26 protein-coding genes are annotated in these 26,130 nt (G+C 73.6%); 13 read left to right on the top strand and 13 right to left on the bottom strand.

The features are described from left to right. Window positions 1-117 precede the first annotated feature (117 nt). The 9 genes from CTE05_RS05045 to CTE05_RS05005 all read right to left on the bottom strand — a co-directional run bounded on the left by CTE05_RS05045 (window position 118) and on the right by CTE05_RS05005 (window position 10,689). On the bottom strand, window positions 118-1,506 hold the full coding sequence (locus CTE05_RS05045) for a UDP-glucose dehydrogenase family protein (RefSeq protein ID WP_146845018.1): 1,389 nt from the start codon (window positions 1,504-1,506) through the stop codon (window positions 118-120). Beyond that, window positions 1,506-3,056: a glycoside hydrolase family 26 protein gene (locus CTE05_RS05040; RefSeq protein ID WP_146845017.1), complete on the bottom strand. Its 1,551-nt coding sequence runs from the start codon at window positions 3,054-3,056 to the stop codon at window positions 1,506-1,508. The genes CTE05_RS05045 and CTE05_RS05040 overlap by 1 nt, the downstream gene beginning before the upstream one ends. Then, a complete protein-coding gene (locus CTE05_RS05035; protein ID WP_146845016.1) occupies window positions 3,049-4,572 on the bottom strand; it encodes a glycosyltransferase in 1,524 nt (507 codons plus the stop codon). Before CTE05_RS05035 ends, CTE05_RS05040 begins: the two co-directional genes overlap by 8 nt. Window positions 4,573-4,995: 423 nt before the next feature. Continuing rightward, complete coding sequence (gene ggt / locus CTE05_RS05030) at window positions 4,996-6,783, bottom strand: gamma-glutamyltransferase (protein ID WP_146845015.1); 1,788 nt, start codon at window positions 6,781-6,783, stop codon at window positions 4,996-4,998. A gap of 69 nt (window positions 6,784-6,852) precedes the next feature. Beyond that, window positions 6,853-7,287, bottom strand: a complete 435-nt coding sequence (locus CTE05_RS05025) for a rhodanese-like domain-containing protein (RefSeq protein ID WP_146845014.1) — start codon at window positions 7,285-7,287, stop codon at window positions 6,853-6,855. Beyond that, window positions 7,284-7,781 carry a cysteine dioxygenase gene (locus CTE05_RS05020; RefSeq protein ID WP_146845013.1) on the bottom strand — a complete coding sequence of 166 codons (498 nt, stop codon included), beginning with the start codon at window positions 7,779-7,781 and terminating at the stop codon, window positions 7,284-7,286. Before CTE05_RS05020 ends, CTE05_RS05025 begins: the two co-directional genes overlap by 4 nt. 275 nt (window positions 7,782-8,056) lie before the next feature. Beyond that, the gene (locus CTE05_RS05015; protein ID WP_146845012.1) at window positions 8,057-9,133 is read right to left on the bottom strand and encodes a DNA polymerase IV; all 1,077 of its coding nucleotides are present in this window, start codon (window positions 9,131-9,133) and stop codon (window positions 8,057-8,059) included. A 23-nt stretch (window positions 9,134-9,156) separates the two neighbouring features. After that, window positions 9,157-10,044: a phosphotransferase family protein gene (locus CTE05_RS05010; RefSeq protein ID WP_146845011.1), complete on the bottom strand. Its 888-nt coding sequence runs from the start codon at window positions 10,042-10,044 to the stop codon at window positions 9,157-9,159. A 69-nt stretch (window positions 10,045-10,113) separates the two neighbouring features. Then, window positions 10,114-10,689: a DJ-1/PfpI/YhbO family deglycase/protease gene (locus CTE05_RS05005; RefSeq protein WP_146845010.1), complete on the bottom strand. Its 576-nt coding sequence runs from the start codon at window positions 10,687-10,689 to the stop codon at window positions 10,114-10,116. Window positions 10,690-10,949: 260 nt separating this feature from the next. Between CTE05_RS05005 and CTE05_RS05000 the strand changes: the two genes are divergently transcribed. Further along, a complete protein-coding gene (locus tag CTE05_RS05000) occupies window positions 10,950-11,390 on the top strand; it encodes an Hsp20/alpha crystallin family protein (protein WP_146845009.1) in 441 nt (146 codons plus the stop codon). Window positions 11,391-11,497: 107 nt separating this feature from the next. On the opposite strand, the gene CTE05_RS04995 is transcribed toward CTE05_RS05000, so the two are convergent. Beyond that, window positions 11,498-12,574 carry a DNA polymerase ligase N-terminal domain-containing protein gene (locus CTE05_RS04995; protein WP_146845008.1) on the bottom strand — a complete coding sequence of 359 codons (1,077 nt, stop codon included), beginning with the start codon at window positions 12,572-12,574 and terminating at the stop codon, window positions 11,498-11,500. Window positions 12,575-12,653: 79 nt separating this feature from the next. Here CTE05_RS04995 and CTE05_RS04990 point away from each other — a divergent pair, with 79 nt between their 5' ends. Together CTE05_RS04990 and CTE05_RS04985 are read left to right on the top strand one after the other, a co-directional pair. Beyond that, window positions 12,654-13,091 carry an SRPBCC family protein gene (locus CTE05_RS04990; protein WP_146845007.1) on the top strand — a complete coding sequence of 146 codons (438 nt, stop codon included), beginning with the start codon at window positions 12,654-12,656 and terminating at the stop codon, window positions 13,089-13,091. An 80-nt stretch (window positions 13,092-13,171) separates the two neighbouring features. Then, window positions 13,172-13,360, top strand: coding sequence for a hypothetical protein (locus CTE05_RS04985; RefSeq protein WP_146845006.1), 189 nt, complete (start codon window positions 13,172-13,174; stop codon window positions 13,358-13,360). A gap of 86 nt (window positions 13,361-13,446) precedes the next feature. Here the strand turns inward: CTE05_RS04985 and CTE05_RS04980 are convergent, their stop codons facing one another. Beyond that, window positions 13,447-13,629: a DUF1918 domain-containing protein gene (locus CTE05_RS04980; protein WP_146845005.1), complete on the bottom strand. Its 183-nt coding sequence runs from the start codon at window positions 13,627-13,629 to the stop codon at window positions 13,447-13,449. 153 nt (window positions 13,630-13,782) lie between these two features. Here CTE05_RS04980 and CTE05_RS04975 point away from each other — a divergent pair, with 153 nt between their 5' ends. Then, on the top strand, window positions 13,783-13,968 hold the full coding sequence (locus CTE05_RS04975; protein WP_146845004.1) for a hypothetical protein: 186 nt from the start codon (window positions 13,783-13,785) through the stop codon (window positions 13,966-13,968). A gap of 71 nt (window positions 13,969-14,039) precedes the next feature. Further along, window positions 14,040-14,246 carry a dodecin family protein gene (locus CTE05_RS04970; RefSeq protein WP_056587849.1) on the top strand — a complete coding sequence of 69 codons (207 nt, stop codon included), beginning with the start codon at window positions 14,040-14,042 and terminating at the stop codon, window positions 14,244-14,246. 8 nt (window positions 14,247-14,254) lie between these two features. Here the strand turns inward: CTE05_RS04970 and CTE05_RS04965 are convergent, their stop codons facing one another. Beyond that, entirely contained in the window at window positions 14,255-16,702 is a 2,448-nt protein-coding gene (locus tag CTE05_RS04965; protein WP_146845003.1) for a lysylphosphatidylglycerol synthase transmembrane domain-containing protein, read from the bottom strand. A 249-nt stretch (window positions 16,703-16,951) separates the two neighbouring features. Between CTE05_RS04965 and CTE05_RS04960 the strand changes: the two genes are divergently transcribed. Continuing rightward, a complete protein-coding gene (locus tag CTE05_RS04960) occupies window positions 16,952-17,524 on the top strand; it encodes an NADPH-dependent FMN reductase (RefSeq protein WP_146845002.1) in 573 nt (190 codons plus the stop codon). A 6-nt stretch (window positions 17,525-17,530) separates the two neighbouring features. Here CTE05_RS04960 and CTE05_RS04955 read toward each other — a convergent pair whose 3' ends face one another. Then, on the bottom strand, window positions 17,531-17,971 hold the full coding sequence (locus tag CTE05_RS04955; protein WP_146845001.1) for a DUF1579 family protein: 441 nt from the start codon (window positions 17,969-17,971) through the stop codon (window positions 17,531-17,533). A 130-nt stretch (window positions 17,972-18,101) separates the two neighbouring features. Between CTE05_RS04955 and CTE05_RS04950 the strand changes: the two genes are divergently transcribed. The 7 genes from CTE05_RS04950 to CTE05_RS04920 are packed head-to-tail and all read left to right on the top strand — an operon-like array spanning window position 18,102 to window position 26,126. Further along, the gene (locus CTE05_RS04950) at window positions 18,102-19,640 is read left to right on the top strand and encodes a phage tail sheath family protein (protein ID WP_146845000.1); all 1,539 of its coding nucleotides are present in this window, start codon (window positions 18,102-18,104) and stop codon (window positions 19,638-19,640) included. A 10-nt stretch (window positions 19,641-19,650) separates the two neighbouring features. Then, entirely contained in the window at window positions 19,651-20,172 is a 522-nt protein-coding gene (locus tag CTE05_RS04945) for a phage tail protein (protein WP_056027931.1), read from the top strand. Continuing rightward, window positions 20,172-20,924: a hypothetical protein gene (locus CTE05_RS04940; protein ID WP_146844999.1), complete on the top strand. Its 753-nt coding sequence runs from the start codon at window positions 20,172-20,174 to the stop codon at window positions 20,922-20,924. The genes CTE05_RS04945 and CTE05_RS04940 overlap by 1 nt, the downstream gene beginning before the upstream one ends. A gap of 6 nt (window positions 20,925-20,930) precedes the next feature. Further along, the gene (locus CTE05_RS04935) at window positions 20,931-21,878 is read left to right on the top strand and encodes a hypothetical protein (RefSeq protein WP_146844998.1); all 948 of its coding nucleotides are present in this window, start codon (window positions 20,931-20,933) and stop codon (window positions 21,876-21,878) included. Continuing rightward, complete coding sequence (locus tag CTE05_RS04930) at window positions 21,875-23,149, top strand: Pvc16 family protein (protein ID WP_186814741.1); 1,275 nt, start codon at window positions 21,875-21,877, stop codon at window positions 23,147-23,149. The genes CTE05_RS04935 and CTE05_RS04930 overlap by 4 nt, the downstream gene beginning before the upstream one ends. A gap of 2 nt (window positions 23,150-23,151) precedes the next feature. Continuing rightward, window positions 23,152-25,086 carry an ATP-binding protein gene (locus tag CTE05_RS04925; protein WP_146844996.1) on the top strand — a complete coding sequence of 645 codons (1,935 nt, stop codon included), beginning with the start codon at window positions 23,152-23,154 and terminating at the stop codon, window positions 25,084-25,086. Continuing rightward, a complete protein-coding gene (locus tag CTE05_RS04920; protein ID WP_186814740.1) occupies window positions 25,083-26,126 on the top strand; it encodes an eCIS core domain-containing protein in 1,044 nt (347 codons plus the stop codon). The genes CTE05_RS04925 and CTE05_RS04920 overlap by 4 nt, the downstream gene beginning before the upstream one ends. Window positions 26,127-26,130 lie beyond the last annotated feature (4 nt).

Raw genomic sequence — 26,130 nt, 5'->3', positions numbered from 1 at the left:
TCGGTTTTGGTTGTCTTCTCGCATGCCGGACAGGCGGGCTCGTCGAACCGGGTGCGGGACGCCGGACGGCCCCGACGAGAGTGCGTCGGGGCCGTCCGGTCGTGCAGCGGCGGTGCGTCAGGCGGCGGCCCGACCGAGCCCGCGGAAGGACCAGCCGGCCCCCCGCCACCGGGCCGCGTCCAGCTTGCCGCGCGCGTCGATCACGCTGGCCTGATGCGTCAGGCCCGCGAGCCGGGCTGGCTCGGCGTCGACGAACTCGTCCCACTCGGTCAGGACGAGCACGACGTCGGCCCCCTCGACGGCCTCGTCCACGCTCGTCGCGTACCCGAGGGTCGGGAAGCTGGACCGTGCGGTGTCGCCGGCCTGCGGGTCGTAGACCGTCACCTGCGCGCCGCGCAGGTGGAGTGCCGCCGCGACGTTGAGCGCCGGGGAGTCCCGCACGTCGTCCGTGTGCGGCTTGAAGGCGGCACCGAGGACGCCGACGCGCCGGTTCAGGACCGAGCCGCCGCAGGCCTCCAGGGCGAGGTCGATCACCCGCGAGCGCTGGCCCATGTTGATCTCGTCGACCTGCTGGAGCAGTGCCGACGCCTGGTGGGCGCCGAGCTCGTTGGACCGGTGCATGAGGGCACGGATGTCCTTGGGCAGGCACCCGCCACCGAACCCGAGACCGGCGTCCAGGAACTGGCGTCCGATCCGGACGTCGTGCCCGAGCGCGTCGGCCAGCACGGTGACGTCCGCGCCGGCGGCCTCGCAGACACCGGAGATCGCGTTGATGAACGAGATCTTGGTGGCCAGGAACGCGTTCGCGCTCACCTTGACGAGCTCGGCGGTCGGCAGGTCGCACACGACGACCGGCGAGCCCTCGGCGATCGGGCCGGCGTAGACGCGGCGCAGGAGCGCCTCGGAGTCGGGTGTCGTGCCGCCCAGGACGATGCGGTCGGGGTGCAGGGTGTCCTGGACCGCCTTGCCCTCGCGCAGGAACTCGGGGTTCCAGACGAGCTCGGTGCGCAGGCCCGCGGGCGCTGCGTCGGCGACCAGCTCGCGCAGCCGCGCACCGGTCCCGACGGGGACCGTGGACTTGCCGACGATGAGCGCGTCGTGCGTGAGGTGCCGGGCGATCGACGTGGTCGCGGCCTCGACGAACCGCAGGTCCGCGGCGTGGCTCGTCTTCGACTGCGGGGTGCCGACGCACACGAAGTGCACGTCCGCCCAGCCGACCGCCTCGGCGACGTCGGTGGTGAACCGCAGGCGTCCGGTGGCGAGCTGCTCGGTGAGGAGCTCGGGCAGCCCGGGCTCGTAGAACGGCACCTTGCCGGCGGTCAGCATCGCGACCTTGTTCGGGTCGGTGTCCACGCCGACGACCTCCATGCCCAGCTGGGCCATGGCCACGGCGTGCGTGGCGCCGAGGTAGCCGGTGCCGAGCACGGCGATCCGGGGCGCCGGTCCGTCGGGGTCGAAGGTCGAGCGGGGGAACAGGTCGGACAGGTCGGTCGTGCGGGTGCTCATCACGGCTCCTGGGTGGTGGTCGAGGTGGGGACGAAGCCCGCGGCCGGGTCGTGGACGCCGTCCACGAAGGCCTGGAGCGAGTCGGCGCGGGACTCGATGCGCCAGTCGTTGGTGACGACCTCGCCGCGGCTGGTGCTGGTGACGGTGTGGTTGAACCAGGCGAACCCGCGGATGTCCGCGTTCTCCGGTCGGGCCAGCGCGTCGAACAGGTCGGCGACCCAGGCGGGCTTGTCGCCGCCGACCTCCGACGCTCCGATCTCCGCGAGGAAGATCGGCTTGCGGGTGATGGACCGGAGCTGGTCGAGGGAGCGGCCGAACGTGTAGTCGAACGTCGGCGTCTGGTCGTCCTTGTACGGCGGCCGGAAGTAGCCGGACAGGCCCACCCAGTCCACGTACTCGTCCCCGGGGTACAGGCTGCGCATGTAGGAGGCGTCGTTCTTCGCGAAGTCCGCCAGGGAGTTCACGATGTTCGGTGCCCAGATCCACAGGACGTACTGGTTGGCGCCCTCGGCCTCGAAGATGTCGTGCACGTGCCGCCACATCGTCACGTAGTCGCCCGGACCGTTCCCGTTGAGCGGGTCACCGCTCCAGGTGCGCTCGCCCCAGGGGTACCAGTCGCCGTTCATCTCGTGGTCGAGCCGGATCGCCATGGGCAGACCCAGGGTGGCGATGTCCTTGGCGTACTGGTGCAGGTACTCGTCGTACGCCCCGCCGATGATCGTCGGCAGCGAGTAGGCCGCGTCCTCCGACACGTTGTTCGCGGCCTGGAGCGGCCGCGACTCCCACGTGAGCAGCGGGAGCATGCCCCGCTCCCAGGAACGTGTCACGGCGTCGGCCCGGAACGGTCCGTCCCAGCCCTGGAAGTACCCGGCGATGGTCGGCGTGGTGCCGAGCTTCGCGGCGACGCTGTCGACCTCGGCCCAGGTGAAGGGCGACTGCGGCGTGTACAGCCCGAGCTGGCGCTGCTCGGAAGCGACGAGCTCGGACAGCGCCGGTGCGGTCGGCTTGACGGCCGGTGCCGGGGACGCCGGCTGCGGGGCGTCGGCCCGGGCGTCCGCCCGTGCCCGCGCCGCGTCGGCCTCGGCCTGGTCCGCCCGGGAGGCGGCGGACCGCGCCTTGCCCCGGGCGGCTGCGGCCGCCTTCTCGGCGGCGATCTTGGCCTGGGTGCGGGCGGCGGCCTCAGCGCGCTCGGCCTCCGCCTTCTGCGCGCCCTCGGCCGCGGCCGCCTCCTGCTCCGCAGCGGCCTTGGCCTTGCCGGCCTCGGAGGCGGCCTTGCGCTCGGCCGCCGCCTTGGCCTGCGACCGTTCCAGGGAGTCGACCTCGTCCTCGCGCGCCTCGAGGGAGTTCTTGAGCTTCTCGTTCTCGGCGGCCAGCCGGAGCTCGGCGGGACTCGCCTTCGCGGACTCGGTGACGGCGACGGACGGCGACAGCCACACTCCCGCGGTCACCGCGACCAGGGCGATCGCGACGCCGGCAGCGGCGAGCCGCTTGCGGGGGGACGGGCGGATGGCGCGGGTCCACCAGTGGGTGTTCTCGATGTGCTCAGACATAGACGAGGGCCTCCAGGGCGAAGATGACCAGCGCGATCCCGTAGGGGATCGCCGCCAGCGGGTTCAGACGGCGACGTCGGGCGGGCGTCGCCGGGGCGGCGGGGGCGGGTGCCGCGGCGCGTCGGGCGCGCACGGGTGCGGGGGTCGCGGTCAGGACCGTGCCGTCGGGCGCGGTGCGCTGCGTGGGCACGACGCCCGTCGGCGCACGGTCGACCACGTCGGCCGGTCCGTCCGGTGCCTTCTCGAGCTCGGCGATCAGGTCGTCGCCGCCCCCGGAGTAGGCACCGGCACGCGTGCCCCAGCCGCTCGCGTGCGCCATGCGCAGGAAGCCGAGCAGCCGGATCGGCATGAGGAAGAGCGTCGAGACGATGATGAAGACCGGCAGCCGCAGGAAGTCGGACGGCTTCTCGTGCAGGTGCCGGATCTGGCGGATGGCCATCGACAGGACGGACGACACGATCATCGTCGCGACGACCCAGACCCAGCCGCTCAGGCCCGTGTAGGTCTCGAGGATCGCCTGGTAGAGGTTGATGCCCGTGCCGGAGACCGCCCGGTAGATCCAGCCCGCGATCGTGCCGAACAGCAGGAACGGCAGGATGATGTCGGCGACGAAGAAGATCGCCAGCACGGGCGCGTGCCCGACCATCCAGGGCAGCATGCGCAGGGTGTTGTACTGGCTCCCACGGGCCCAGCGCAGCTGCTGCTTGGCCAGCTTCTTCACCTGCAGCGGGGCGTCCGTGTAGACGAGGCTCGTGTACTGGTAGACCGAGCGGTAGCCCGCCTTGAGCGTGAGGTTGGTCAGCGTGCGGTCGTCGGAGACCTCGAGGAAGACGCCCAGGAACTTCTGGTGCATGAAGTCGTCCATGACCTGGACGAGGATGTGCCGGCGGAACGCGATGGTGCGCCCCGGGAGGCAGCCCACCTGGCCGAGCGCCGACTGCGCGGGCATCGAGTAGAGCGCCCGGGTGTTCTCCAACCAGTCGGCCCAGCGCGTGATCCAGGACCGCTCGGGGTCGAGGATGCGCTGCCGGGTGGTCACCCCGCCGACCGACGCGTCGGCGAACGGCTTGACCAGCTCGGGCAGCGTGCCGTCCGTCCAGACGGTGTCGGAGTCGACGAGCACGGTGATCTCGCCACGGGACAGCTCGGTGCCGATCTTGACGGCGTTGCGCTTGCCGGGGACGGGCGTGTGCACCCAGCGGACCAGCGGCGCGAACTCCTCGCTGACCTCCTGGAGGGCCGGGTTGACCGCTCCGTTGATGACGACGATGACCTCGTCGGGGCGCTGCTCGACGATGCGGGTCAGCACGTCGCGGAACAGGTCGAGCGGTTCGTCGACGACGGGGATGACCACGCTGGTGGTGCCGTGGTACTCGCCGGTGTAGGGCTTGTAGCGCCGTGACAACAGCACCTTGAGCAGCCACAACGCCCAGATGATGACGGAGAAGAATGCAAACAGATAGAACTCGGACTGGCCCTCGAACATTTGCCGGAGCTGCAGGACGAAAACGAACATGGCGGTACCCCGCTTTGTACGGTCAACGGAAACTCAAGGCTGACCGGCGTCGTCGGCGATACAGCGAGAACGTCGAAGAGGTCGCTCTGGTAGGCGCTTTCCTCGCGTCGGACAGTCACGGAGCATGCCTGAGCGGCGCCGGGTGACGTGGGCGTCTGCGCCTCGCGTGGAGGTGCACGGGGTGAACGGCTGCCGCTCGCCAACCTCGTCAGGAGGCCACGGGCTCGCTCGGTGAATCGAACGTACCAGGCGGTAACGGAGGAATCAGACGGACAAGCGTCCAGGTGTGACTGCGGTCACCGGCATTGTTGCTAGAACGTCCCAGAAAGGTCCGAATTGCCCCGGGCAATTTTACCGGAACTTTACATGCAATTCACGAGGGACCGAGCGCTCGGCCGCGCGCGAACCGGTGGCGCGGGGGCCTCATCGGCCGCGGGCGACCACCGCTGCGCTGCCCCCGCCGCGTCGGACCGGTTCCGCGACCGCCAGCAGCGAGCCGTCGTCCAGGAACTCGATCCCGGTCGCAGCCCCGATCTCCGGGTTGTCGACGAACGTGTGCCCGAGCGCCTGCAGCGCCGTGCGGTCGAAGCCGGGCTCGGCCTGGACCGCGACGGTGTTGCGCTGCGTCGCACGCGGCGCCGCGACCGCCGCAGGCAGGTCCATCCCGAGCTCCAGCCGGTTCACCAGGATCTGCAGGACGGTGGTGATGATCGTCGAGCCGCCGGGGGAGCCCAGCGCCAGGAACGGTGCACCGTCGGACAGGATGATCGTCGGTGCCATCGAGCTGCGCGGTCGCTTGCCGGGACCGGGCAGGTTCGGGTCGACCCCGCCCTGCGTGTCGGTGAAGTTGAAGTCGGTCAGCTCGTTGTTCAGCAGGAACCCGCGCCCCGGGACGACGATGCCGTTGCCCCCGAGGGACTCGATGGTGAGCGTGTACGCCACCACGTTGCCCCAGCGGTCCGCCGTCGTCAGGTGCGTCGTGGACTGCCCGTCGGTGCCCTCGGTACCCACGGCGGTCGTCTCGCACGCCGCGTAGTCGCCGTCGGGAGCTCCCGGTGCGACCGGCTTGGGGAGGGCGGTCGTGGGGTCGATGAGGCACGCGCGCTCCGCGGCGAACCCGTCGGACAGCAGCTCCTCCAGCGGCACGTCCACGAAGGCCGGGTCGCCGACGTAGCGGTTCCGGTCGGCGAACGCCAGGGCGCTGGCCTCCAGGTAGTGGTGGAGCGTCTGCGTCGTGTCGCCGAGGTCGGACGCCTCGAGGATGTTCAGTGCCTCGCCGACCGTCGAGCCCCCCGAGGACGGCGGTGCCATCCCGTAGACGTCGAGACCGCGGTAGGACACGAGGGTCGGGGGTCGCAGCGGCGACTGGTAGGACGCCAGGTCACCGAGCTGCAGGAGCCCCGGGCGCACGACGAGCGGGCTGCTGCGGCGGACCGGGGGGTCCTGGACGGTCCGGACGATCTCCTCGGCCAGCCGGCCGGTGTAGAGCGCGTCGACGCCCTTGCGGGCGAGCAGGTCGTAGGTCTCGGCCAGGTCGCGGTTGCGGAACACCGACCCGACGGCCGGCGGTGCGCCGCGGCGCAGGAACAGGTCCGACGAGGACCGGAAGGCGGAGAACCGTGCGAGGTTGGCGGTCGTCTGGTCCACGAACGTCTGGTCCACGACGAACCCGCGACGTGCGACGTCGGTCGCCCCGCGCAGGGCGCGGCGCAGGTCGAGGGAGCCCCACTGCTCCAGCGCCGTCGCCCACGTCCGTGGCGTGCCGGGCACCCCGACGGACAGGCCCGAGGTCACGGCGTCGGCGAACGGGATCGGCACGCCGTTCTCGACGAACGCGTCGCTGCGCATGGCGGCCGGCGCGGTCTCCCGGCCGTCGATGGTGTGGACCTGACCGCTCGCCGCGTCGTAGTAGACGAAGAACCCACCGCCGCCGATGCCGGACGAGAACGGCTCGGTGACCCCGAGCGTCGCCGCAGCCGCCACGGCGGCGTCGACGGCGTTCCCGCCCCGGCGCAGCACGTCGAGGCCGACCTTGGTCGCGTCGGCGTCCACCGTGGCGACGGCACCCCCGTACCCGGTGGCCACCGGCACCTTCCCGCCGTGGCCCGGGTGCGGCGGGTGCGCCGAGGCGGGTGCGACGCCCACCCCGATCGCGAGAGCGGCGGCGGCGACGAGCGCCACCAGCGGACCGGTCGGCCTGGACGGTCGCATGAGATCTCCTCGAGCGAGGGAGCGGGTGAGACCCGGTCTACCACTCGCCGGAGCGCGGCGCCCCTGGTGTCAGGTGCGGGCGTGCGCACCCGCCCCTACCGGCGTGCGACGGTCGGCGGCTCCGGTCACCGGCAGGCCCGCGGCGGCCCACGCGTGGAAACCGCCCACGACGTCCGTCGCACGGTGCAGCCCGAGGTCGGCCAGCGCGGCCGCCGCCAGGCTGGAGGTGTATCCCTCGGAGCAGAGCACGATCACCTGCAGGTCGTAGCCGGTCGCGGCCGGGATCCGGTGGTCGCTGGCCGGGTCCAGCCGCCACTCGAGGACGTTGCGCTCGATGACCACGGCCTGCGGGACCTCGCCCTCGGCCGCGCGCTGCGCCGCGGGCCGGATGTCGACCAGCAGCGCGCCCGCCTCCACGGCTTCCCACGCGCCGGTCGGCTCCAGCCGGTGCAGGCCCGATCGGGCCTCGGCGAGGACGTCGGCGATGGTCCGGCGGCGGGTCACTTCTCGGACTCCGGCTCGTCGGTGTCGACGGTGCGCGACGGGACGAGCGTCCCGTCCGGGGCCGTCGCCCAGTACGTCATCCGGGTCAGGGGCGGCGAGTAGGCGTGGATGCTCACCGCCGGCTCGGTCCCCGTGTTCAGCACGTCGTGGCGGTCGCCCGGGTCGACGGTCTGGGTGCGGTCCGCAGCGAACAGCTGGGGGACCAGCTCGCCGTCGCGGGTCGGCCGGACCTCCGTGAGCGTCCCGGCGACGATCGTGAAGGCTGCCGCGGAGTCGCCGTGGTCGTGCAGCTCGGTGCCCTGCGACGGCAGCCAGGTCAGCAGCCAGACATCAACCCCGGGAGGGCTGTCGAGGCGGGTCCACCAGCGGCCGCTCTCCTGGAACCGGACCAGGGGCTGCCAGAGGTCGGGCTGCGCGGCGAGCGACCGGGTCAGGGCGCTCAGCTCGTCGACGTCGAGCGCGGTCGTGGGACGGGGGGACAGCTCGATGCTCATGGTCGTGCCTCTCGGGTGCGTCTGCGGACCGACCCGGACGCGTCGAGGCGTGGGGTCGGACGGGCCTGCTGCCGGCGTGGACCGGGCGGGTACGTCAGTGCTGACAGCGGGCCGGACAGGAACGCAGCGCGAGGACGGCGCGACGGGACGGGAGCGTGGCGACGGTGGTCATCGGGTGCTCCTCCCAGGTCGGCTCGATCGCGGCGGGCACACCACAGCACGCCTCGACAGCGTGGTCAACAGTTCGCCCGGGACTCTCGCATGGTGGACGAGGTTCAGATCCGGCCGCGCACCGGGGTCCGGTCGGCCGGGTCCGCGTCGTCGGGCATCGCCATCTCGGCACGCACGCCGAGCAACCGGATCTCCCGGTCCTCGACCTTGTCCAGCAGCGCCAGCACCGCGTCCACGATCGTCGCCGGGTCCCGGGTGGCCTCCGGGAGCTTGCGGCTCGTGCTCGTCGTCACGAAGGGCGCGTACCGCACCTTGAGCGCCACCCGGACGACCGGGCGGTCGTCCTTCGCGGTGTCGCCGACGACCTCGTGCGCCATGGCGCGGACGGCATCGCGGACCTGCTCGGGGGACGTGAGGTTCTGCTGGAACGTCGTCTCGCGGCTGTGCCCGCGCGGCACCCAGGGCGCGTCGTCCACGGTGGCCGGCCCGAGGCCCTGACCGAGCTCGTGGTACCAGACGCCCATCTTCGGCCCGAACTCGCCGACCAGGGCGTCGACCGGGGCGTCGGCGAGCTCCTGCACGGTGGTGACGCCCAGCGCCGACAGCCGACCCGACACCTTCGCGCCGACCCCCCACAGGTCCCGGGTCGGGCGGGCACCCATCACCTCGAACCAGTTCCCGGCGGTGAGCCTGAAGACCCCCGCGGGCTTGCCGAACTCGGTGGCGATCTTCGCGCGGACCTTGTTGTCCCCGATGCCCACGGAGCAGTGCAGCCGCGTCTCGCGCAGGACGGCCTCCTGTGCGCGTCGGGCGAGCGCCTCCGGGTCGTCCGTCTGCGCCCCCAGGAACGCCTCGTCCCACCCGAGCACCTCGACGACGACGTCGAGCGAGCGCAGCGTCGCCATCACCCGCTCGGACACGGCCTCGTACTCGGGGGCGTCCACGGGCAGGAACACCGCGTCGGGAAGCTTGCGGGCGGCGATCCGCAGGGGCATCCCGGAACGGACGCCGAAGACCCGTGCCTCGTACGACGCGGTGGACACGACGCCCCGTTCGGTCGGGTCACCGCGGCCACCGACCACGACCGGCTTGCCGGCCAGCTCGGGCCGCCGCAGCACCTCGACGGCCGCGACGAACTGGTCGAGGTCGACGTGCAGCACCCACGCGGTCTGCGAGCCCATGGTCCGAGTCTGCCCGACAGGTCCTACGTGAGCCGTGCGACGAGGGACGCCGTGTCCTGCCGGTGCCGCGGTGTGTCGACGGGGTACTCCAGGCACCACAGCAGCTGGTAGACCATCGCGCGCCGCTCCCACCCGTCTGCCTCCGGGACGCCCGCACGGTAGACCGACCAGAAGTCCGGACCGGTCATGTCGTCCCAGAAGGCCATGCGGGCGACGTCCGACTCGGCGGATCCGGCCCACGCCTTGTCCCAGTCGAGGACGCCCGCCAGCACCCAGCCGCCCGGGCACGGCCGGAAGAGCAGGTTGGCGTGGTGGAGGTCGTCGTGCGTGAGCGTCGGCTGGGCCGGTGCGGCGAACAGGGCGGCATGGTCCCGGAGGACCGCGTGCGCCTGCTCCCGTCGTGCGCCGTCGGGGATCCTCAGGTCGACGCGGGCGTGCAGAGCGTCGACCAGGCTCCGGGGCGCGGGGTCGTCCAGGGCGCCGAACGACGGCAGGACGACGGACTGGAGGGCGAGCACGGCACCGGCGATGTCCGCCGACGCCCGGGCCTGCTCGGCGGGTCGCAGCCGCGGACGCACCCTGCGCCACTCGGTGCCCTGGACCTCCTCCTGGAACAGGTACTGGACCGAGGGCAGCTCGTCGTCGGTGCCGGCGGCGACGACCGTGCCGACCGGGACCCCCGCGCGCCGCGCGAGCTCCTGTGCCGCGGCGGACCGCGCGAGGTCGAGTGCCGGGCGGGCTGTGCTCGTCGCGATCTTGAGCACCAGTCGCGTGGCGCCGGCACGGACGAGCAGGACGGCGTGCGTGTCGCTCGAGGCCAGCAGGTCGAGCTCGGCGCGCCCGACGTGCCGGCGCGTGAGCAGACGGGCGTCCGACAGCCACGCGTCGGGACCGCCGTGGCTCTCGGGCATGGATCGGCCCCCTGCGGCTCGTCGGGTCGGCTCGTCGTCAGCATCCTCGCCAGAGCGACGGGGCGCGCGTCACCTCGCGGAGTCGTGGCTGCTCGCGAGCGCCTTCTCGAGGGCGGGCAGGAAGTCGTCCAGGTCGTCCGGGGTGCGCGACGTGACCAGGGTGAACGGACCGCTGTCGTCGATCGACACCGACTGGTCCACCCAGGTGGCTCCGGCGTTGCGCAGGTCGGTGCGCAGCGACGGGTACGACGTCACCGTCCTGCCCTCGACCACACCCGCCTCGACCAGCGCCCACGGGCCGTGGCAGATCGCGGCGATCGGCCTGCCGGACGACGCGAAGGCGCGGACCGTGGCGACCGCACCGTCCTCCAGGCGCAGCGCGTCGGCGTTCAGGGTGCCGCCGGGGATGAGGAGCAGGTCGAAGTCGGACCCCGCGTCACCGAACGTCGTGTCGGGCTGCACCGAGCGGCCGGGGTCCTTGTCCCCGACGAGGGTCTGGACCGCATCCCTCGCCGCCGCCGCGACGACCACCGTGGCGCCGCGCTCCCGGAGGTGCTCGACGGGCACGACGAGCTCGTCCTGCTCGACGCCGTAGTTGGTGACGATGGCCAGCACGCGGTAGCCGCTCAGTGTCGTCTCGCTCATGGGGGTCCTCCGTGGACTGCTCGACCAGTCGGCGCGGCTGCCTCACGCGACGTCCCGACGCTACGCCGGGGACCATCGGGACGCGCGCGCTGGACCCCTCCCCGCAGCGCGTTCGCCGCGCGCGAACAGCCCTCCAACACGGCTGGCACTCTCGACCTGAGAGTGCTAATTCTTTGTGCTGTAGCCAGTCCGGCCACGGAGGTCGGACAGCACCCGAGGCCCGGACGGTCCGGCGCCTCGCCGTGAAGGAGGTGACGGTCATGGCTACGCGATTCGACCCGTTCCAGGAGTTCGACCGCCTGTTCGCCCAGGTCGCGTCGGCGGAGCGCGCCGCAGCGACGATGCCGATGGACCTGTACCGCTCCGGTGACCACTACGTGCTGCACGTGGACCTGCCGGGCGCCGACCCGGGCACCATCGACGTGAACGTCGAGGACCGCACGCTCACCATCCGGGCGCAGCGCACCCCGCGCACCGAGCAGGACGTCCAGTGGCTCGCGAAGGAACGGCCGGTCGGCACCTACGCACGACAGCTCACGGTGGGCCGCGGCCTCGCCCTCGACGCGATCTCGGCCACCTACGCGGACGGCGTCCTCACCCTGAGCATCCCCGTCGCCGAGGAGGCCAAGCCGCGCCGCATCGAGGTGCAGCACGCCGGTGACGCCAACCAGATCACCGCGGAGGCACGCGCCGACGCGTGACGGACGACGGTGGGGGCGCGACCCGTGCGAGAGCACGTCGGGACACCCGGGACGCCCTGTGCGGGCGAGCCGGCCCTCGCGCCCCCGCCCCGTCCCCGGCGCGATCGTCAGGCGCGCACCGAGCGCCAGTCGGCGGAGCGGACTCCCGGCCGGTAGGGCGACGAGCGCCGCTTCGCCACGATCCCCTCGAACCCGTTCGCCACCGCGGCAGCCAGGACCGCCGCGCCCGGCCCGTCGAACGTCGGCGGCACCCGCCACGCGGTGCCCGACAGCTCCAGCCCGTCCAGCAGAGCACGCCGGTCGTCGTAGGCGCGCTCGACGGTCGGACGCCCCTCCAGGTGCAGCACGTCGTACACGAGATAGGTCACAGGGTGCGTCCGGGCGAGGCGCCGAGCGGCGCTGCCCGTGACGGCCTCGCGCTCCGCCAACCGTTCACGATCGAGCGCGACGAGCTCACCGTCGAGCGCGACGACCGTGGACCCGAGCTGTTCACCCAGGCCCGCGATCTCGGGGTAGGAGCCGGAGACGTCCTCGTCGCCGGACCGCAGCCGCACCCGCCCGCCGTCGACGAGTGCGATCGCGCGAACGCCGCCCCAGGCCATCTCGAAGGCCCACCCTCCGTCGTCCGGAGGCAGGTCGCCTCGCCGCGCGAGCATCGGGAGGAGGTCGGTGGGCAACGGCGTCCACTCCGGGTCCGTCGGCGGGTCCATGCGGTGGACCATCCAGCTCCGGCCGTCGTCCGCGCCGCCCTTCGACCGCGTCGCGAACAGCACGTACCGCCCCTGGACCCGCTCGCCGTGGAGAACGACCTGGACCTCGCGGTCCGTCCACTTGAGCTCCTCGTAGGTGCCGTGGTCCCAGACGGTGACCCGGCCGCCGCCGTACTCGCCTGCGCCGATCTCGCCCTCGAACGTCGCGTACTCGAGCGGGTGGTCCTCGGTGTGCACCGCGAGGTGGTTGACCTTCGGGTCGGGCGGCAGCCCCTTCGGCACCGCCCAGGACACCAGCACACCGTCCCGTTCGAGCCGGACGTCCCAGTGCAGCGCCCGCGCGTGGTGCTCCTGGACGACGAAGGTCCGGCCCTCGACCGCCGGCACGTCGGGGTCGGTGGCAGGGACGGGCTCGGGCGTGCGCGCGGGGTCGCGCTTCGCCCGGTACGCGGCGAGGCGCTCGTGGTCGGGCACGTGCCGAGTGTCCCGCCGACGTGCCGGCCGTGCGCGCCGGACGAGTTGCCGATCGGGCGCGCCTCGTTACCGTCGAGTGATGGCGACCGTCACGCGCGACCTCACGTGCCCACCGTCGGCCGTGCTGGACGTCCTGGCCGACGGCTGGAGCTACGCCACCTGGGTCGTCGGCACGTCCCGGATCCGCGCCGTCGACCCGACGTGGCCCGCCGCCGGCACCCGGATCGCGCACTCGGTCGGGATCTGGCCGGCGCTCCTCGACGACGAGTCGGTGGTCCGGGCGTGGGACCCGGAACGCGGGATCGACCTGCAGGCACGCGGGTGGCCCGCGGGCGAGGCCCGCGTCCGGATCGGGGTGCGGCCGCATCGCGACGGCTGCACCGTGACGATCTCGGAGGACGCCGTGCGGGGCCCGGGGACGTTGGTACCCAGACCGCTGCGCACGGCCGTCATCGTCCCGCGCAACACCGAGTCGCTGCGGCGGCTGGCGTTCCTCGCCGAGGGGCGCTCGGCCTAGCTCCGGTCCCGCCCGAGGTGCGGGGTCGGGGCGCGGGGCCGACGATGTAGGCCCGACCGACCTGACCACCGGAGGAACCGATGTGGGCTCTGCTGTTCCGACGCGTCCGAGTCATGCTCACGGTGATCGTGCTGCTCCCCGTCGTGGCGTCGATCTCCCGTCGGCTCGCCGAGGCGGTCGAGCGTCGCCAGGAGCACCCGACTCTCGTCTCCCGCGCTCTGCGGACCGTGGAGTCGTCGGCGAGGAGGGCCCGCTCGCTCCTGCGCTGAGCGCCGGGACGCCGCCGGGTCACCCGGGTTGACCATGAGCCGGTCACCGGACCCCGGGCGTCAGGTCCGGGCGAACCCTCGACCGGTCAGGTCGACGTCCGCACCACCGTCAGGTCCGGTCCCGGGTAGACGAGCGACTCGTGCCCGTCGTCGAACCGCACGACGTACGGACCGTCTGCGCCACGGGCCTCGATGACCGTGCCACCGCGGTCCGCCGTCCCGACGGTCCGGCCATGGATGACGACCTTGTCCCCGACCTCTGCGTGCATCGTCGATCACCTCATCGCTCAGGCTAGGCCGAGTCGGGCCGGCGCGCATCGTTCGGCCGGTGCGGCCTGTGCGCTCACTCGCACGGGGGAACGGGTGGGTGATCCTCGGCTCCCTGACTGTCCAACTCTCAACTACCGGGAGAGGCTCGCGAGATGTGCCTGAGGATCGAGATCACCGCCGCTGACATCGCCCACGCCCGCCGGGTGTGGGAGCTCGCGTCCACGGGGGAGGGCTCTGAGGAGCGGGTCCAGCAGCTGCATGCCGACTACGTCCGGCTCATCAGCACGCAGGCTCAGCAGATCGCCGACGACTTCCGCCGGGAGAACCGCGCGTCCTGACCCTGTGGTGGTGTCGGTCGGCCGCGACCAGTATGGAGTCGTCCGTTCCTGAGCGAGGAGAGGCCATCACCATGAGCGTGTACCGCGTGATCGACGTCATCGGGACGAGCACGTCGTCCTGGGAGGCCGCCGCGGCCGAGGCGATCAGCACGGCCGGGGGATCGCTGCACGACCTGCGGGTCGCCGAGGTGACCAAGCAGGACGTCGTCGTCGGGGAGGCCGGGGACCTGCTGTACCGGACGCGGCTCCAGCTGTCGTTCAAGTACAAGCCCGAGTAGGCCGTCCGTCAGACGTACTCGTTCCGGCGCAGCCAGCGCATCGCAGCCGCCCCCCAGATCGGGGGCAGGTAGAACGTCACCAGCCGGAACGTGATCGCCGTCGAGACGGCGATCGCGCTCGGCACCCCGATGGCCTGCAGGCCGACGGTGAAGCCCGCCTCGGCGACCCCCATGCCGCCGGGGACGGGCATCAGGCCGGAGAACAGCGCCACCGCGGTGTTGATGAGGATCAGCTGCGAGAAGTGCGCCGTCTGCCCGAACGCCTGCAGGCACAGGGCCAGGACGCCGGCCTGGAGCAGCTGCGCCCCGAGGTTGCCGCCCAGCATCGCGGCGACCTTCGCCGGCCTGCGCAGCACCCCGAGAGCGGAGTGGGCCGAGCGCGCCTGCTCGGCGATCGCGGCGCGGATCGCCGGGATCCGTGCGGTGACCCGGTGACGCAGCCGGGGGACCACCAGGGTGATGAGCGCGGTGAGGACCACGAGCGCGACCAGCACCACGAGGAGGGACGGGCTCGTCGAGCCGGAGTCGTCGCCGCTCGACCCGGTCTCCAGGCTCGAGGTGAACCCCGGCAGGCCGCTCACGACGATGATCAGGATGAGCGACGCCTGCACGACGAACCCCGTGACGCTGTCGATGAGCCCGAACGACAGGGCGGACCCCGCGGGGATCCCGAACTTCTGGAAGAAGCGGACCTCGAGCGCGAGGCGGGCGGCCGACGACGGGAGCACCAGCGAGATGAACTGGATGGCGTACTGCAGCATCAGGACCGGGACGTACCGCAGGCGGGCGAGGGCCGCGCCGAGGGTCGCGCCCGCGAGCGCCGTCTGGATGAACGGGGAGAGCAGCAGCGCGGCGACGAGCCACACCCAGTCCGCGGACGCCAGCGCGGCGGCGACGCTGGCGAGGTCGACTCCCGCGAGCATCGTGACCACGACGTAGACGACGAGCGCGGTCAGGACGAGGGTGCCGACGGACCTCGGCGTCACGCGGCGCAGGCGTTCCAAGGGCGGCTCCTCGACCCCCGCCGCGGCGACCGCCGCCGCGCGCAGCTCGTCGAGGGTCCACGTCCCGGTGCGCACGTCGGCACGCGTCCCCCGGCCGAGCGCTGCGGACTGCAGGTAGGGCAGCACGTCCGCGAGCCCGTCCGTGCCGATGGCGGTGACGGCGGCGGCGAGCGCCCGGTCCGGTCCGACGACCAGGGCCGTGCAGACGAGGAGCCGCGCCTGGTCGGTGAGCACGTCACCCTCGTCGGCGGCGCGGCCGGCCGCGTCGAAGTCGGCCAGCGCGGCGGTGCCGTCGAGCCGGACGACGACCCGGCTGCTGTCGATCCGCCCGTGCGCGATCCCGGCGCGGTGCAGCCCGACGACCGCACGCCACATGCCGGCGAGCAGCCCGTCGTCCAGGGCGTCGGCATCGAGGTCGCCCAGCGACGCGCGCGGGCTGGAGGTCACCAGCAGGGCGTCGCCCTGGTCCGCCACGCCGACAGCGACGACGTCGAGCGTCGGTACCCCGGCCTTCGACGCCAGCAGCGTGAAGAGGGCCTCGTGCTCGACCCGGGAGCGTCGTGTGCCCCAGAGCTGCGCGCGCTCGCCCCGGCGCGTCAGGGCCGTCCAGAGCGAGCCGACGAGCTGGCTGTCCCACGCGTCCCGCCCGTAGACCGTGACCCGCAGGTCGGTGTCCTGCTCCGTGCGCGCGACCAGCAGGTTCACGGCCGACGGGTCCGGCGACGCCCGGACCGAGGTGGTCGGCACGCCGAGGTCGGCGAGCGCGACCTGGACCTGCGCGTCGGTGAGGCGCCCCTGAGGCGAGCCGAGGACCAGGTGGGTGACGGCCGCGGCCGCGATCCCGACGGCGATGGCCGCGCTCGCCCCGATGAGGTTCGTCGCGTTCAGGCCGATCGCCGCCACGGCACCCAGACCGATGACGACGCGGCTCGCGTAGCGCCACGGCCGGGCGAGGTGCGGCGACGCGGTGACGATGATCGCCGTCAGGATGGCGACCCTGCTCGCGACGTAGACGACCGGTGGACCCGACGACACCAGACCGTCGACGATGGCGGACGGATGGGTCCCGGCGAGGGCCCCGACGCCGAGCGCGGCGCCGAAGGCGAGGGCGGACGCGGTCGCCTGGTCGACCAGGAGCCGGCGTCGACCCCGGCTCGCCGCAGCGAGCACGACCACCCCGACCGCCCACAGCGTCATGACGGCGTAGACGACGCTCCACAGCCAGCCGAACAGCGGCTGCAGCCACGCGAGCAGCGTGTCCAGGGCGTCGTCGGCGCCGGACGGTCCCGGCGCCGCCAGCGCGAGCACGCCGAGGGCGAGGACGGAGACGACGAGCAGGAGGATGTCGGTGGGCCGCCGCAGCCGCGGGGCGCCCGCTCCCGACGACCACACCCGAACGAGACCGTCGAGTCCGACCGCCCTCGTGCGGGTCCGTTCCGCTCGGTCAGCCATCGGGCCTCCTGGGCACAACGACGAGTGGGGAGCTGGCGCATGCCGGAGGTCAGCACCGTGCGGACCTGCGGTGAGCGTACCGCTGGCCTGACCAGCGAGTTCGTGATCTGGCGACGAATCGGGCGCTGGGCGCCGCGGCAGAGTTCGCACGACCTCGACGTCGGTCCTACCGTGGTCGGGTCAGCCGTTCTCCACGTCGACGTTCGACGGCCGGGCTCACGACCTGCGGTCGCCGGGATCGGAAGAGCCATGTCGCGCAGCTACACGGTCGGGTACTTCGTCGGAAGCCTCTCGTCCACGTCCATCAACCGCGTCCTGTCCCGGGCGCTGATCGCGCTCGCACCCGCCGACCTCGAGTTCGTCGAGCTGCCCATCGGGAACCTGCCCCTCTACAGCCCCGACTACGACGCCGACTACCCGCCGGAGGCCCGCGCGCTGAAGGAGGCTATCGCCGGCGTCGACGCGGTCCTGTTCGTGTCCCCGGAGTACAACCGGTCCATCCCGGGTGCCCTGAAGAACGCCATCGACTGGGCGTCGCGACCCTGGGGGCAGAACTCCTTCGACCACGTGCCGGCCGCCGTGATCGGGGCGTCCGTCGGGGCGATCGGGACCGCCGTGGGTCAGCAGAGCCTGCGCGCGGTGCTGAGCTTCTGCAACGCGCGCCAGATGACGTCGCCCGAGGCCTACATCCAGTACTCGCCCGACGTGTTCGCACCCGACGGCAGCGTCGGCGACGACGAGACGGCGGAGTTCCTGCGCACCTACATGCAGGAGTTCCACGACCACCTGGTGCGGGTGCTGACGGTCCTCCCGCGCGGCTGACGCGGTTCAGGGTGCCGGCTGGAGGGCGAGCTCGACGACCTGGTACGGCTCGTGACCGGGCACGACGTTGTGCATCGTGAGGACGGCGTCGCGCGGCCGGACGTGGATGTGCCAGCCCCAGTCCGGACCCGACTCCGCCGGGTAGGAGCCCCGGAGCCGCAGCTCGCCGTCCGCGACGCCGCCGGCGAAGGTCATCCACGTCGGCCCGGTGTGCCAGGAGTCCACCCACACGGCGGCGGCGTCCTCGTCGCCGCCCAGCAGCAGGAGCCCGTCCTGCGGGGCGTCCCCGTCCGCCCAGGTGTACGCGACCGAGACGAAGCGGGCCGCCGTCACGCCGATCGTGGCGGTCGCGGCCGAGGTCTGGTAGTCGTCGGTCGGCATGAGCCGGAGGCGGTTCGTGCCCTGCCAGCGGCCCAGCAGCGGGGTGAGGTGGTCGACGACGCTCATGCCTGACAGTAGCGAGACGGGCCACCCGGCCGCGCCCCGGCGTGGGCGTGACGGCGGGGTGACGCCGGGGTGACGCCCGGTCGCGAGTCTCGTCAGCGCGGGGACGTACCGCGTGACGAAGGAGCACTCCATGACCATCACACCCACCTACCCCGGGGTCTACATCACCGAGGTGCCGAGCGGGAACCGCACGATCACGGGTGTCGCGACCGCCATAGCGGCGTTCGTCGGTGTCGCGGCCCGTGGACCCGTCGACGAGCCCGTGCCCATCTCGAGCTTCGCCGAGTTCGAGCGAGTGTTCGGCGGCCTGTCCCGGGGTCGCGGCCTGGGCTACGCCGTGCGGGACTTCTACCTCAACGGAGGAGGCCCGGCGCTGATCGTCCGGGTCGTCGCGGCGGACGCCGCGGTGGCGACGTTCGACGTCGACGGCCTCGGGCTCGAGGCGAGCGGGCCGGGAGCCTGGGCCAACACCCTCCAGGTCGCGGTGTCCACCCTTCCCGCGGCGGAGGCCGCGGAGGTCGCGGACGCGCAGGGCGTGACGGCGGCGGACCTGTTCACCCTCGCGATCCACGACGGTGACCCGGCACTGACCGACCCGGTCGAGGTGTTCCGCAACGTCACCGTGGTCGACGGCCCCCAGCGCGTCGACCGCGTGCTCGACGCCTCGCAGCTGGTGACCGTGTCCGGCGCGCTCCCGGCGGACGCCCCCGCCGTGGCGAGCTACCCCGTCGACGTCGCGGGCGCGGACGGTGCGGCCGTCGACGCGGACGACTACGTGGGCGCCGGCTTCCAGGCCGCCAAGCGTGGGCTGTACGCGCTCGAGCTCGCCGACCTCGTCACGATCGTCGTCATCCCACCCCCGACCCCGACCGGCGACCTGCCGGACGGCGTGTGGGCGCCGGCCCTCGCGTACGCCCAGGAGCGCCGTGCGTTCCTCGTCATCGACCCGCCCGCGGCGCTCGCCGCCGAGGACGCCACGGACTTCGCCGCCGGCACCCTCGGCCTCGTCGGGACCGTGACGCGCAACGCGGCGCTGTACTTCCCGCGGATCCGGCACGCCGACCCGCTGCGCAACGGAGCGATCGACACGTTCGCCCCGGGCGGCGCGATCGCGGGCGTCATGGCACGTACGGACGGATCGCGCGGCGTGTGGAAGGCCCCCGCGGGCCTCGAGGCGGGCCTCACCGGAGTCGTCGACCTCGCCGTCAGCCTCACGAACGACCAGAACGGCACGCTCAACCGTGCGGGCGTCAACGCGCTGCGCACCTTCCGCGAGGCGGGCTCGGTGGTCTGGGGTGCACGGACGGTCCGCGGCGCCGACTCGCTCGCCGACGACTACAAGTACGTCCCGGTCCGCCGGCTCGCCCTCTTCCTGGAGGAGAGCCTGTACCGGGGCACCCAGTGGGTGGTCTTCGAGCCGAACGACGAGCCGCTGTGGGCCCAGATCCGCATGTCCGTCGGCGCGTTCCTCCAGGACCTCTTCCGCAAGGGCGCGTTCCAGGGTGCGACGCCGCGTGACGCGTACTTCGTCAAGTGCGACGCGGAGACCACCACGCAGTACGACATCGACCGCGGCATCGTCAACATCCAGGTCGGCTTCGCGCCGCTCAAGCCGGCCGAGTTCGTCCTCATCTCCATCCAGCAGAAGACAGCCGCGGCGGCGGCGTAGGAGGCCTCTCGTGGCTGAGTTCACTGTCAACGCCGGCCGTTTCGACCCGTACAAGAACTTCAAGTTCCGGGTGAAGTGGGACGGCAGGTACGTCGCGGGCGTCGCGAAGGTCGGCGCGCTCAAGAAGACCACCGAGGTGGTCAAGCACCGCGCGGGCGGCGACCCGTCGAGCTCGCGCAAGTCGCCCGGCCGCACCGAGTTCGAGGCGATCACGCTCGAACGCGGCGTCACGCACGACGTCGAGTTCGAGGCGTGGGCCAACAAGGTGTGGAACTTCGGCTCCGGCCTCGGCGCGGAGGTCTCGCTGAAGGACTTCCGCAAGGACGTGATCGTCGAGGTCTACAACGAGGCCGGCCAGCTCGCCCTCGCCTACCGCGTGTTCCGCTGCTGGGTCTCGGAGTTCCAGGCGCTGCCCGACCTCGACGCCAACGCCAACGCCGTCGCGATCCAGACGATCAAGCTCGAGAACGAGGGCTGGGAACGCGACTACGCCGTCACCGAGCCCACTGAGCCGACGTTCGTCGAGCCGTGATGCACGCGCGGGCGGTCGAGGTCGCGCCTGCGCACATGACGTCCGCGCACGCGACGCTCACGCTGTGGGAGGCGCTGACCTCGACCGTGCCCGCAGCGCGCGGCGCCGTCGTGCTGACCGCGCGCGGTGCCGCCCCGGACGTGGCCTCGGCGTGCGACGAACCCCTGGCCGCATCGGCCGCGGCCGCGCTCGACGAGCTCCGCGAGCGGAGCGGGCCGACGCTGGCCACCGTGCTCGAGTGCCCCGCCTGCAGCGAGGTGCTCGACGTCCCGCTCGACCTCCAGGCGCTGGCCTCCTCGGCGCGGAGCGTCGACGAGGAGACCGACCCGCCCGAACGCCGCGTCCCGTGGGGGGCGGGCGAGGTCGTCGTCCGCGCACCGACCACGACCGACCTGCTCGACGCGCTCACGGCACCCGACCCCGCCCGACACCTGCGGGAACGCTGTGAGACCTGGCCACCCGGCGCCCACACGACCGACGACGTCCTCGACGAGGTCGCGCGCGCGGCCGACGACCTCACGGGCCTCGCGGGTGCCACCGTGCGCTCGACGTGCCCCGGCTGCGACCACGACGTCACCGCCGACGTCGACGTCGTCGACCTGCTCACCGCACGGGTCACCGACCAGGCACGCGCGCTGCTCACCGAGGTCGCCGAGCTCGCCGCCGCGTACGGATGGTCGCAGGACGCCGTGCTCGCGATGTCGCCCGTGCGACGACGTGCCTACCTCGACCTCGCGCGAGCGGAGTGGTGAGCGACCGTGGGCGACGTCTTCGACCGGCTCGCAGCCCGCGCGGCGGGGAACGCGCCCGCGCTCGCCGTCCGGCGCGCGTCGCGGTTCGAGCCGGTGCGGGACCGGCAGGCTGCCGCCGGGTTCGCCGGGGTCGTCCCGCTCGAGGTGGAGCGCGTCGACGACGCGCCGCCCGACCACCGGGCACCGGCGGCGCGCCGGTCCGACCCGCCGGAGCCGCCCGTGCCGGCCGCACCGTCGCCGGCCCGGGAGGCCGCGCCGACGGTCGGCAGGCGGGCGCCGACACGGACGACCCGGCCCCTGCCCGAGCCTCCCGTCACCGACGACCCCCTGGGTGCGATGCCGCCGGCGGCCCGCACGCATGCGCTGCCCGCTGCGCGGACGCCCGCGCCGGAGCCCGTCGTGGAGCGCGCGCCGACGACCCCCTTCACCACCGGTCCTGAGCAGCCCCGGACCGAGACGGTCCCCGCGCCGGAGCGTGCCGTCGCCCCGCCGGTCCGGCCCGCCGCGGCGGCCACCGAGCCCCGGCCGGTGCCGGCCGAGCCCGACGACGACCCCGGCGAGACCTCCGCGACGACCCCGCGCGGACCCGCCGGAGCTCGTGACCAGACCGTGGAGATCCCGCCGCGCCCGGGCTCCCGGACCGTCCCGGCCGCCCTGCTCCTCGAGCGGCTCGCTCCCGCGCTCCTCGATGCCCGGGCGCTCACGCGCCGCGAGACCGAGCGGCTCGTGGTCGTCCCGACCACGACCCCGCGCCGGGCGCGGCCCGACGGGCGCGGCCAGGTCCGGCTGGACGACGTCCGGGTGGGCGCCGGTGAGGTGCACGTGCACGTCGACCGCATCGAGGTGAGCCGCGAGCCCGCACCCGTCCCGGCCCCGCCCCGGCCGGCCGCGCCCTCACCCGCGATCGACCACGCGGCGTACCTGGCGCGCGAGGACCGGAGGTGGGCGCGGTGAGCAACGTCCTGGCGATCGCCGCAGTGACGACGACCATCCGGCACGTGCTGCACGAGTCGCTGTCCTGGCTGCCGGACCCGGTGGGCGGCTCCGACGTCACCACGCTCCGGCCTGCCCAGCTCGCGGCCGACGACGGGCCCGGCACGGACTCCGCGGGACTCAACGTGTACCTCTACCAGGTCACGCCGAACCACGCGTGGAACCTGTCGGACCTGCCGACGCGCTCCTCGGGTGGCACGCTCACGCGCCGCCCCGTCGCGGCCATCGACCTGCACTACCTCGTCACGGCGTACGGCGACGAGTCCGCGCTCGAGCCGCAGCGGCTGCTCGCCCGCAGCGCGCTCGCGCTGTCCGTGACGCCGGTGCTCACCAAGGACGTCATCGAGCACGCGATCGACAAGTACGGGTCGGGATCGACGGCGTTCCTCGACCACGCCGACCTCGCCGACCAGGCCGAGCTGGTCAAGGTGTCCCCGACACCGCTGACGCTCGAGGAGATCTCCAAGCTCTGGGGCGTGCTCGGGGCGTCGTACCTGCTCTCGCAGACCTACACCGCGACCGTCGTGCTGCTCGAGGCGGACGTGCCGGTGCGCAGCGCGCTGCCGGTGCGGCTGCGCGACCTCGACGTGCGGACCTTCACGCAGGCGCGGCTCGAGCAGGTGGTCGTGGACGGGTCCGGTCCCGCGGTCGCCGGCTCGACGCTCCGGCTCCTCGGCGCCGGGCTGCTCGGGGCACGCACGACCGTCGTCACGATCGGGGGGCGCCGGCTGGCGCCGCAGGCCACGTCGACCGGCAACGAGCTCGTCGTCGCGCTCAGCGACCGCGTGCCCGCGGGCGCGCACCGGCTCCAGGTGGCGCACCTGCAGCCCGAGGACCCGGTCAGCGGCGAGCCGGAACGCGTGACCGGCCGGTCGAACGGCGTCGCCCTCACCGTGGTCCCGCGCATCACGAACGTGACGCGTCCCGCCGGCCTGGTACGGGTCCGGGTGGTGCCCGCGCTGCACGAGGGGCAGCGCGCGACCGTCACGTTCGGCCGGCTCACCGGAGGGCTGCCCGACGACCCCGGCGTCGTGACCGTGACCTTCCCGCCCGCCCCGGTGCTGGTCGAGCCCGCCGACCCGGCCGACCCCGTCCCGCCGTCGACCCTGGACGTCGTCGAGTCCGCGCTGACCGCCGGCACGTGGCTCGTGCGGGTGAGCATCGACGGGGCCGAGTCGATCCCGTCCGCCACCGGCGACGAGTACGACACCCCGGCGGTGACGGTGCCGTGACCGTGACCTCGACGGCGACCCCGGACGCCGGACGGCAGGAGCGATCCACGACGGCGGACCGCGACCTCGTCGTCGCCGAGCTCGACGTGCTGCGCGCGCTCGTCGTGGGTGGGGACCCGGCGCCCGCCCGCGCCCGGCTCGACGGGCTCCGCGCGCGCACCCCCGGCGACAGCCGGCTCGACGAGGTGGCGGCGGCGTTCGACCTGTCCTCGTTCGAGCGGGCGACGCTGCTGCTCGCCTCCGGACCGGACCTGGTGGGGGACGTCGGACGCGAGCTCGCGGAGCGCACCGGCCAGCCGTTCCTCACGTTCGCCGCTGCGCTCGCGATCCTGCCGGACCCGCACTGGGACGCCCTGACCCACACGGCGCCGCTGCGGTCGTGGTCGCTCCTGCGCCCGCAGGACGCGTCGGCGCTGCTGGCGACCCCGCTGCTGCCCGACGAACGCGTCGTGCACCACCTGGTCGGCGTCGAGACGAGCGACGAGCGGCTCGACGGCCTCAGCCGACCGCTCGAGACGCCGCCGGACCTGCCTCCGACGCACGCCGCCGTGGCCGCCGAGGTGGTGCGGCGGTGGGCGGCGGAAGGGCTCGTCGTGCTGCGCGGCCCGCAACCGCGCTCGACCCGGGAGATCGCGGCGGCCGCCTGCGCGACCGTCGGGCTCGAGCCCCGGCTCGTGGCCGCGTCCGACCTGCCGACCAGCGGGCCGGAGCTCGCCGCGCTCGTGCGGCGCATGGCCCGCGAGTCGCTGCTCGGCCGCGTCGGGTGGGTGCTGGACCTCGAGCAGGCCCCGCCCGGGCTCGTGCCCGCGGTCGGCCGCGTCGTCCCGACGAGCGAGGTCCCGTTGGTCATGACGGTCTCGGACCGGCCGGGCGGAGCCGTGGCCGGTGGTCTGGACGGGCTCGCGGTGCCGGTGCTGCGGGTCCCGCGGCTCGGCGCGGGGGAGCGCGCCGGGACGTACGCGCGGGCCCTGCGGCGCGCGGGCGTGCACGTCCCCGAGCCGGAGGTGGCAGCGGCCGCGGGGACGTTCGACCTGGCGCTGCCCGACGTGCGCGTCGCCGCCGACGAGGTCGCACACGGGGTGTCCTTGTGGACCGCGTGCCGCCGCCGCCCGCGTGCCGACGTCGGAGGGCTGGCCCGGGTGCGGAGCACGACGGTCGGCTGGGACCGGCTGGTGCTGCCCGACGAGCAGCTCGCGCAGCTGCGCGCCCTGGTGGCCGCCGCCCGGCACCGGACGACCGTGCTCGACGCGTGGGGGTTCGCCGCGGCGAGCGAGCGCGGTCGCGGTACGGCGGCGCTGTTCGCCGGGGACTCCGGCACGGGCAAGACGTTCGCGGCGGAGGTGGTCGCCCACGACCTCGCCCTGGACCTCGTGCACGTGGACCTCAGCCAGGTCGTCGACAAGTACCTGGGGGAGACCGAGAAGCGTCTCGCGCAGCTGTTCGACGCCGCAGAGGACGGCGGCATGGTGCTGCTGTTCGACGAGGCGGACGCCTTGTTCGGCAAGCGCTCGGAGGTCAAGGACAGCCACGACCGGTACGCGAACGTCGAGGTCGGCTACCTGCTGCAACGGCTCGAGGCGTTCGGCGGGCTCGCGGTCCTGACGACGAACGCCCGCTCCGCGCTGGACGTCGCGTTCACCCGCCGGCTGTCGACGATCGTGACCTTCCCGTACCCGGACCGCCCTGCACGGCTGCGCATGTGGCAGCAGTCGTTGCCGCCGGCCCTGCCCACCGCTGACCTCGACCTGGGCCGGCTGGCCGAGGCGGACCTGTCCGGCGGAGCGATCGCCGCAGCCGCGCTGCAGGCCGCGTACCTCGCGGCGGACGACGGAGGCGTCCTGACCATGTCGCACCTGGCGCAGGCCGTGCGCTGGGAGCTCGCGAAGAACGGTCGCGTCGCGAACCGCGGCGCAACAGGACCGCGGCGCCCGGCGTGACCTCGCCGGGGAGGGAGCAGCGCCGCAGCGTCGAGGAGGTCGCGGCGGACACGGTGACGGGCGCCCGTCCGGGCGCGCTGCCGCACCGCGCACGGCTCGAGCGCGCGTTCGTCGGGCACGACCTGTCGTCGATCCGGGTGGCGGACACCGGTGGTGGCGCGGACGGCCGGCGACGCGTGCAGGCGCACGCGTTCGCCTACGGCGAGGCGGTCTCCCTGCCGGCCGACGCCTCGCCCGGTCTGGTGGCGCACGAGGTCGTGCACGTGCTGCAGAACCGGTCCGGCACGGTCCGCGACGGGGCGGCTGCCGAGGCGGAGGCGGGCCGCCTCTCCGCGCGGGCGGTGGGCGGGCACGCCGTCGGGCACGAGCTGGCACCGGCCCGTCGGGGCACGGGTGCGCTCGTCCTGCACCGTGCCCCCAACCAGGCGGGGACGACCGACCCGTCGCACGTGCTCGACTGGGTCTCGGCGCACGAGGGCGACGGCAGCGTCGTCGCCGTGCTGAACGCGCTCAGCGACGCGCACGCGGGCAACACCGACCGGTACTTCTACACCGACACCTACGGGTGGGTGGACATCCGGCACTTCGCCGCAGCGGCGCGCATGGCGGTCTCCGCCGGGAGCGTCGTCGCCGAAGGGCTCGGGCTGGGCAACGAGGTCGTGCAGTGGCTGAGCGAGTGGGGCGACTCCTACCGCAGCGGGTTCTCGCCCGAGGACGTCCCGAGCAACGCCGCAGGTGGTGAGTTCGGTGACGACTTCGTCGGCAGCGTCGAGGGCGAGTCGCTCCATGACGCGCTGCAACGGTGGATGACGCACGCGGGAGCCCGCCCGGCGTCCGACGCGGCCGCCCACCGCGACGCGCTGCCGGCGACCGATCCCGCCGAGCGCGGGGGCGCGGCCCGCGGCTCCTCGAACGCGTCGCGCACGCAGTCCACCGCGTCGGGTGCGGCGCAGGCGAGCGTCGACGCCGCGGAGCAGGGCTTCATGTCCCTGTTCGACTGGCGCAACTACGCGCGGATGTACGGGCTGCAGGTGCCGTAGACCA

It is taken from the genome of Cellulomonas terrae (genome assembly GCF_007990265.1).
GTDB lineage: Bacteria > Actinomycetota > Actinomycetes > Actinomycetales > Cellulomonadaceae > Cellulomonas > Cellulomonas terrae.
The sequence above is the reverse complement of the archived record's forward strand: the minus strand, read 5'-3'. Positions and strand labels throughout refer to the sequence as shown.

Bases quoted from the DNA above. Each gene is read 5' to 3' on its own strand.
- CTE05_RS05045 (WP_146845018.1), bottom strand. From the start codon at position 1,506: ATGAGCACCCGCACGACCGACCTGTCCGACCTGTTCCCCCGCTCGACC.
- CTE05_RS05040 (WP_146845017.1), bottom strand. From the start codon at position 3,056: ATGTCTGAGCACATCGAGAACACCCACTGGTGGACCCGCGCCATCCGC.
- CTE05_RS05035 (WP_146845016.1), bottom strand. From the start codon at position 4,572: ATGTTCGTTTTCGTCCTGCAGCTCCGGCAAATGTTCGAGGGCCAGTCC.
- ggt (WP_146845015.1), bottom strand. From the start codon at position 6,783: ATGCGACCGTCCAGGCCGACCGGTCCGCTGGTGGCGCTCGTCGCCGCC.
- CTE05_RS05020 (WP_146845013.1), bottom strand. From the start codon at position 7,781: ATGAGCATCGAGCTGTCCCCCCGTCCCACGACCGCGCTCGACGTCGAC.
- CTE05_RS05015 (WP_146845012.1), bottom strand. From the start codon at position 9,133: ATGGGCTCGCAGACCGCGTGGGTGCTGCACGTCGACCTCGACCAGTTC.
- CTE05_RS05010 (WP_146845011.1), bottom strand. From the start codon at position 10,044: ATGCCCGAGAGCCACGGCGGTCCCGACGCGTGGCTGTCGGACGCCCGT.
- CTE05_RS05005 (WP_146845010.1), bottom strand. From the start codon at position 10,689: ATGAGCGAGACGACACTGAGCGGCTACCGCGTGCTGGCCATCGTCACC.
- CTE05_RS05000 (WP_146845009.1), top strand. From the start codon at position 10,950: ATGGCTACGCGATTCGACCCGTTCCAGGAGTTCGACCGCCTGTTCGCC.
- CTE05_RS04990 (WP_146845007.1), top strand. From the start codon at position 12,654: ATGGCGACCGTCACGCGCGACCTCACGTGCCCACCGTCGGCCGTGCTG.
- CTE05_RS04985 (WP_146845006.1), top strand. From the start codon at position 13,172: ATGTGGGCTCTGCTGTTCCGACGCGTCCGAGTCATGCTCACGGTGATC.
- CTE05_RS04980 (WP_146845005.1), bottom strand. From the start codon at position 13,629: ATGCACGCAGAGGTCGGGGACAAGGTCGTCATCCATGGCCGGACCGTC.
- CTE05_RS04975 (WP_146845004.1), top strand. From the start codon at position 13,783: ATGTGCCTGAGGATCGAGATCACCGCCGCTGACATCGCCCACGCCCGC.
- CTE05_RS04970 (WP_056587849.1), top strand. From the start codon at position 14,040: ATGAGCGTGTACCGCGTGATCGACGTCATCGGGACGAGCACGTCGTCC.
- CTE05_RS04965 (WP_146845003.1), bottom strand. From the start codon at position 16,702: ATGGCTGACCGAGCGGAACGGACCCGCACGAGGGCGGTCGGACTCGAC.
- CTE05_RS04960 (WP_146845002.1), top strand. From the start codon at position 16,952: ATGTCGCGCAGCTACACGGTCGGGTACTTCGTCGGAAGCCTCTCGTCC.
- CTE05_RS04955 (WP_146845001.1), bottom strand. From the start codon at position 17,971: ATGAGCGTCGTCGACCACCTCACCCCGCTGCTGGGCCGCTGGCAGGGC.
- CTE05_RS04950 (WP_146845000.1), top strand. From the start codon at position 18,102: ATGACCATCACACCCACCTACCCCGGGGTCTACATCACCGAGGTGCCG.
- CTE05_RS04940 (WP_146844999.1), top strand. From the start codon at position 20,172: ATGCACGCGCGGGCGGTCGAGGTCGCGCCTGCGCACATGACGTCCGCG.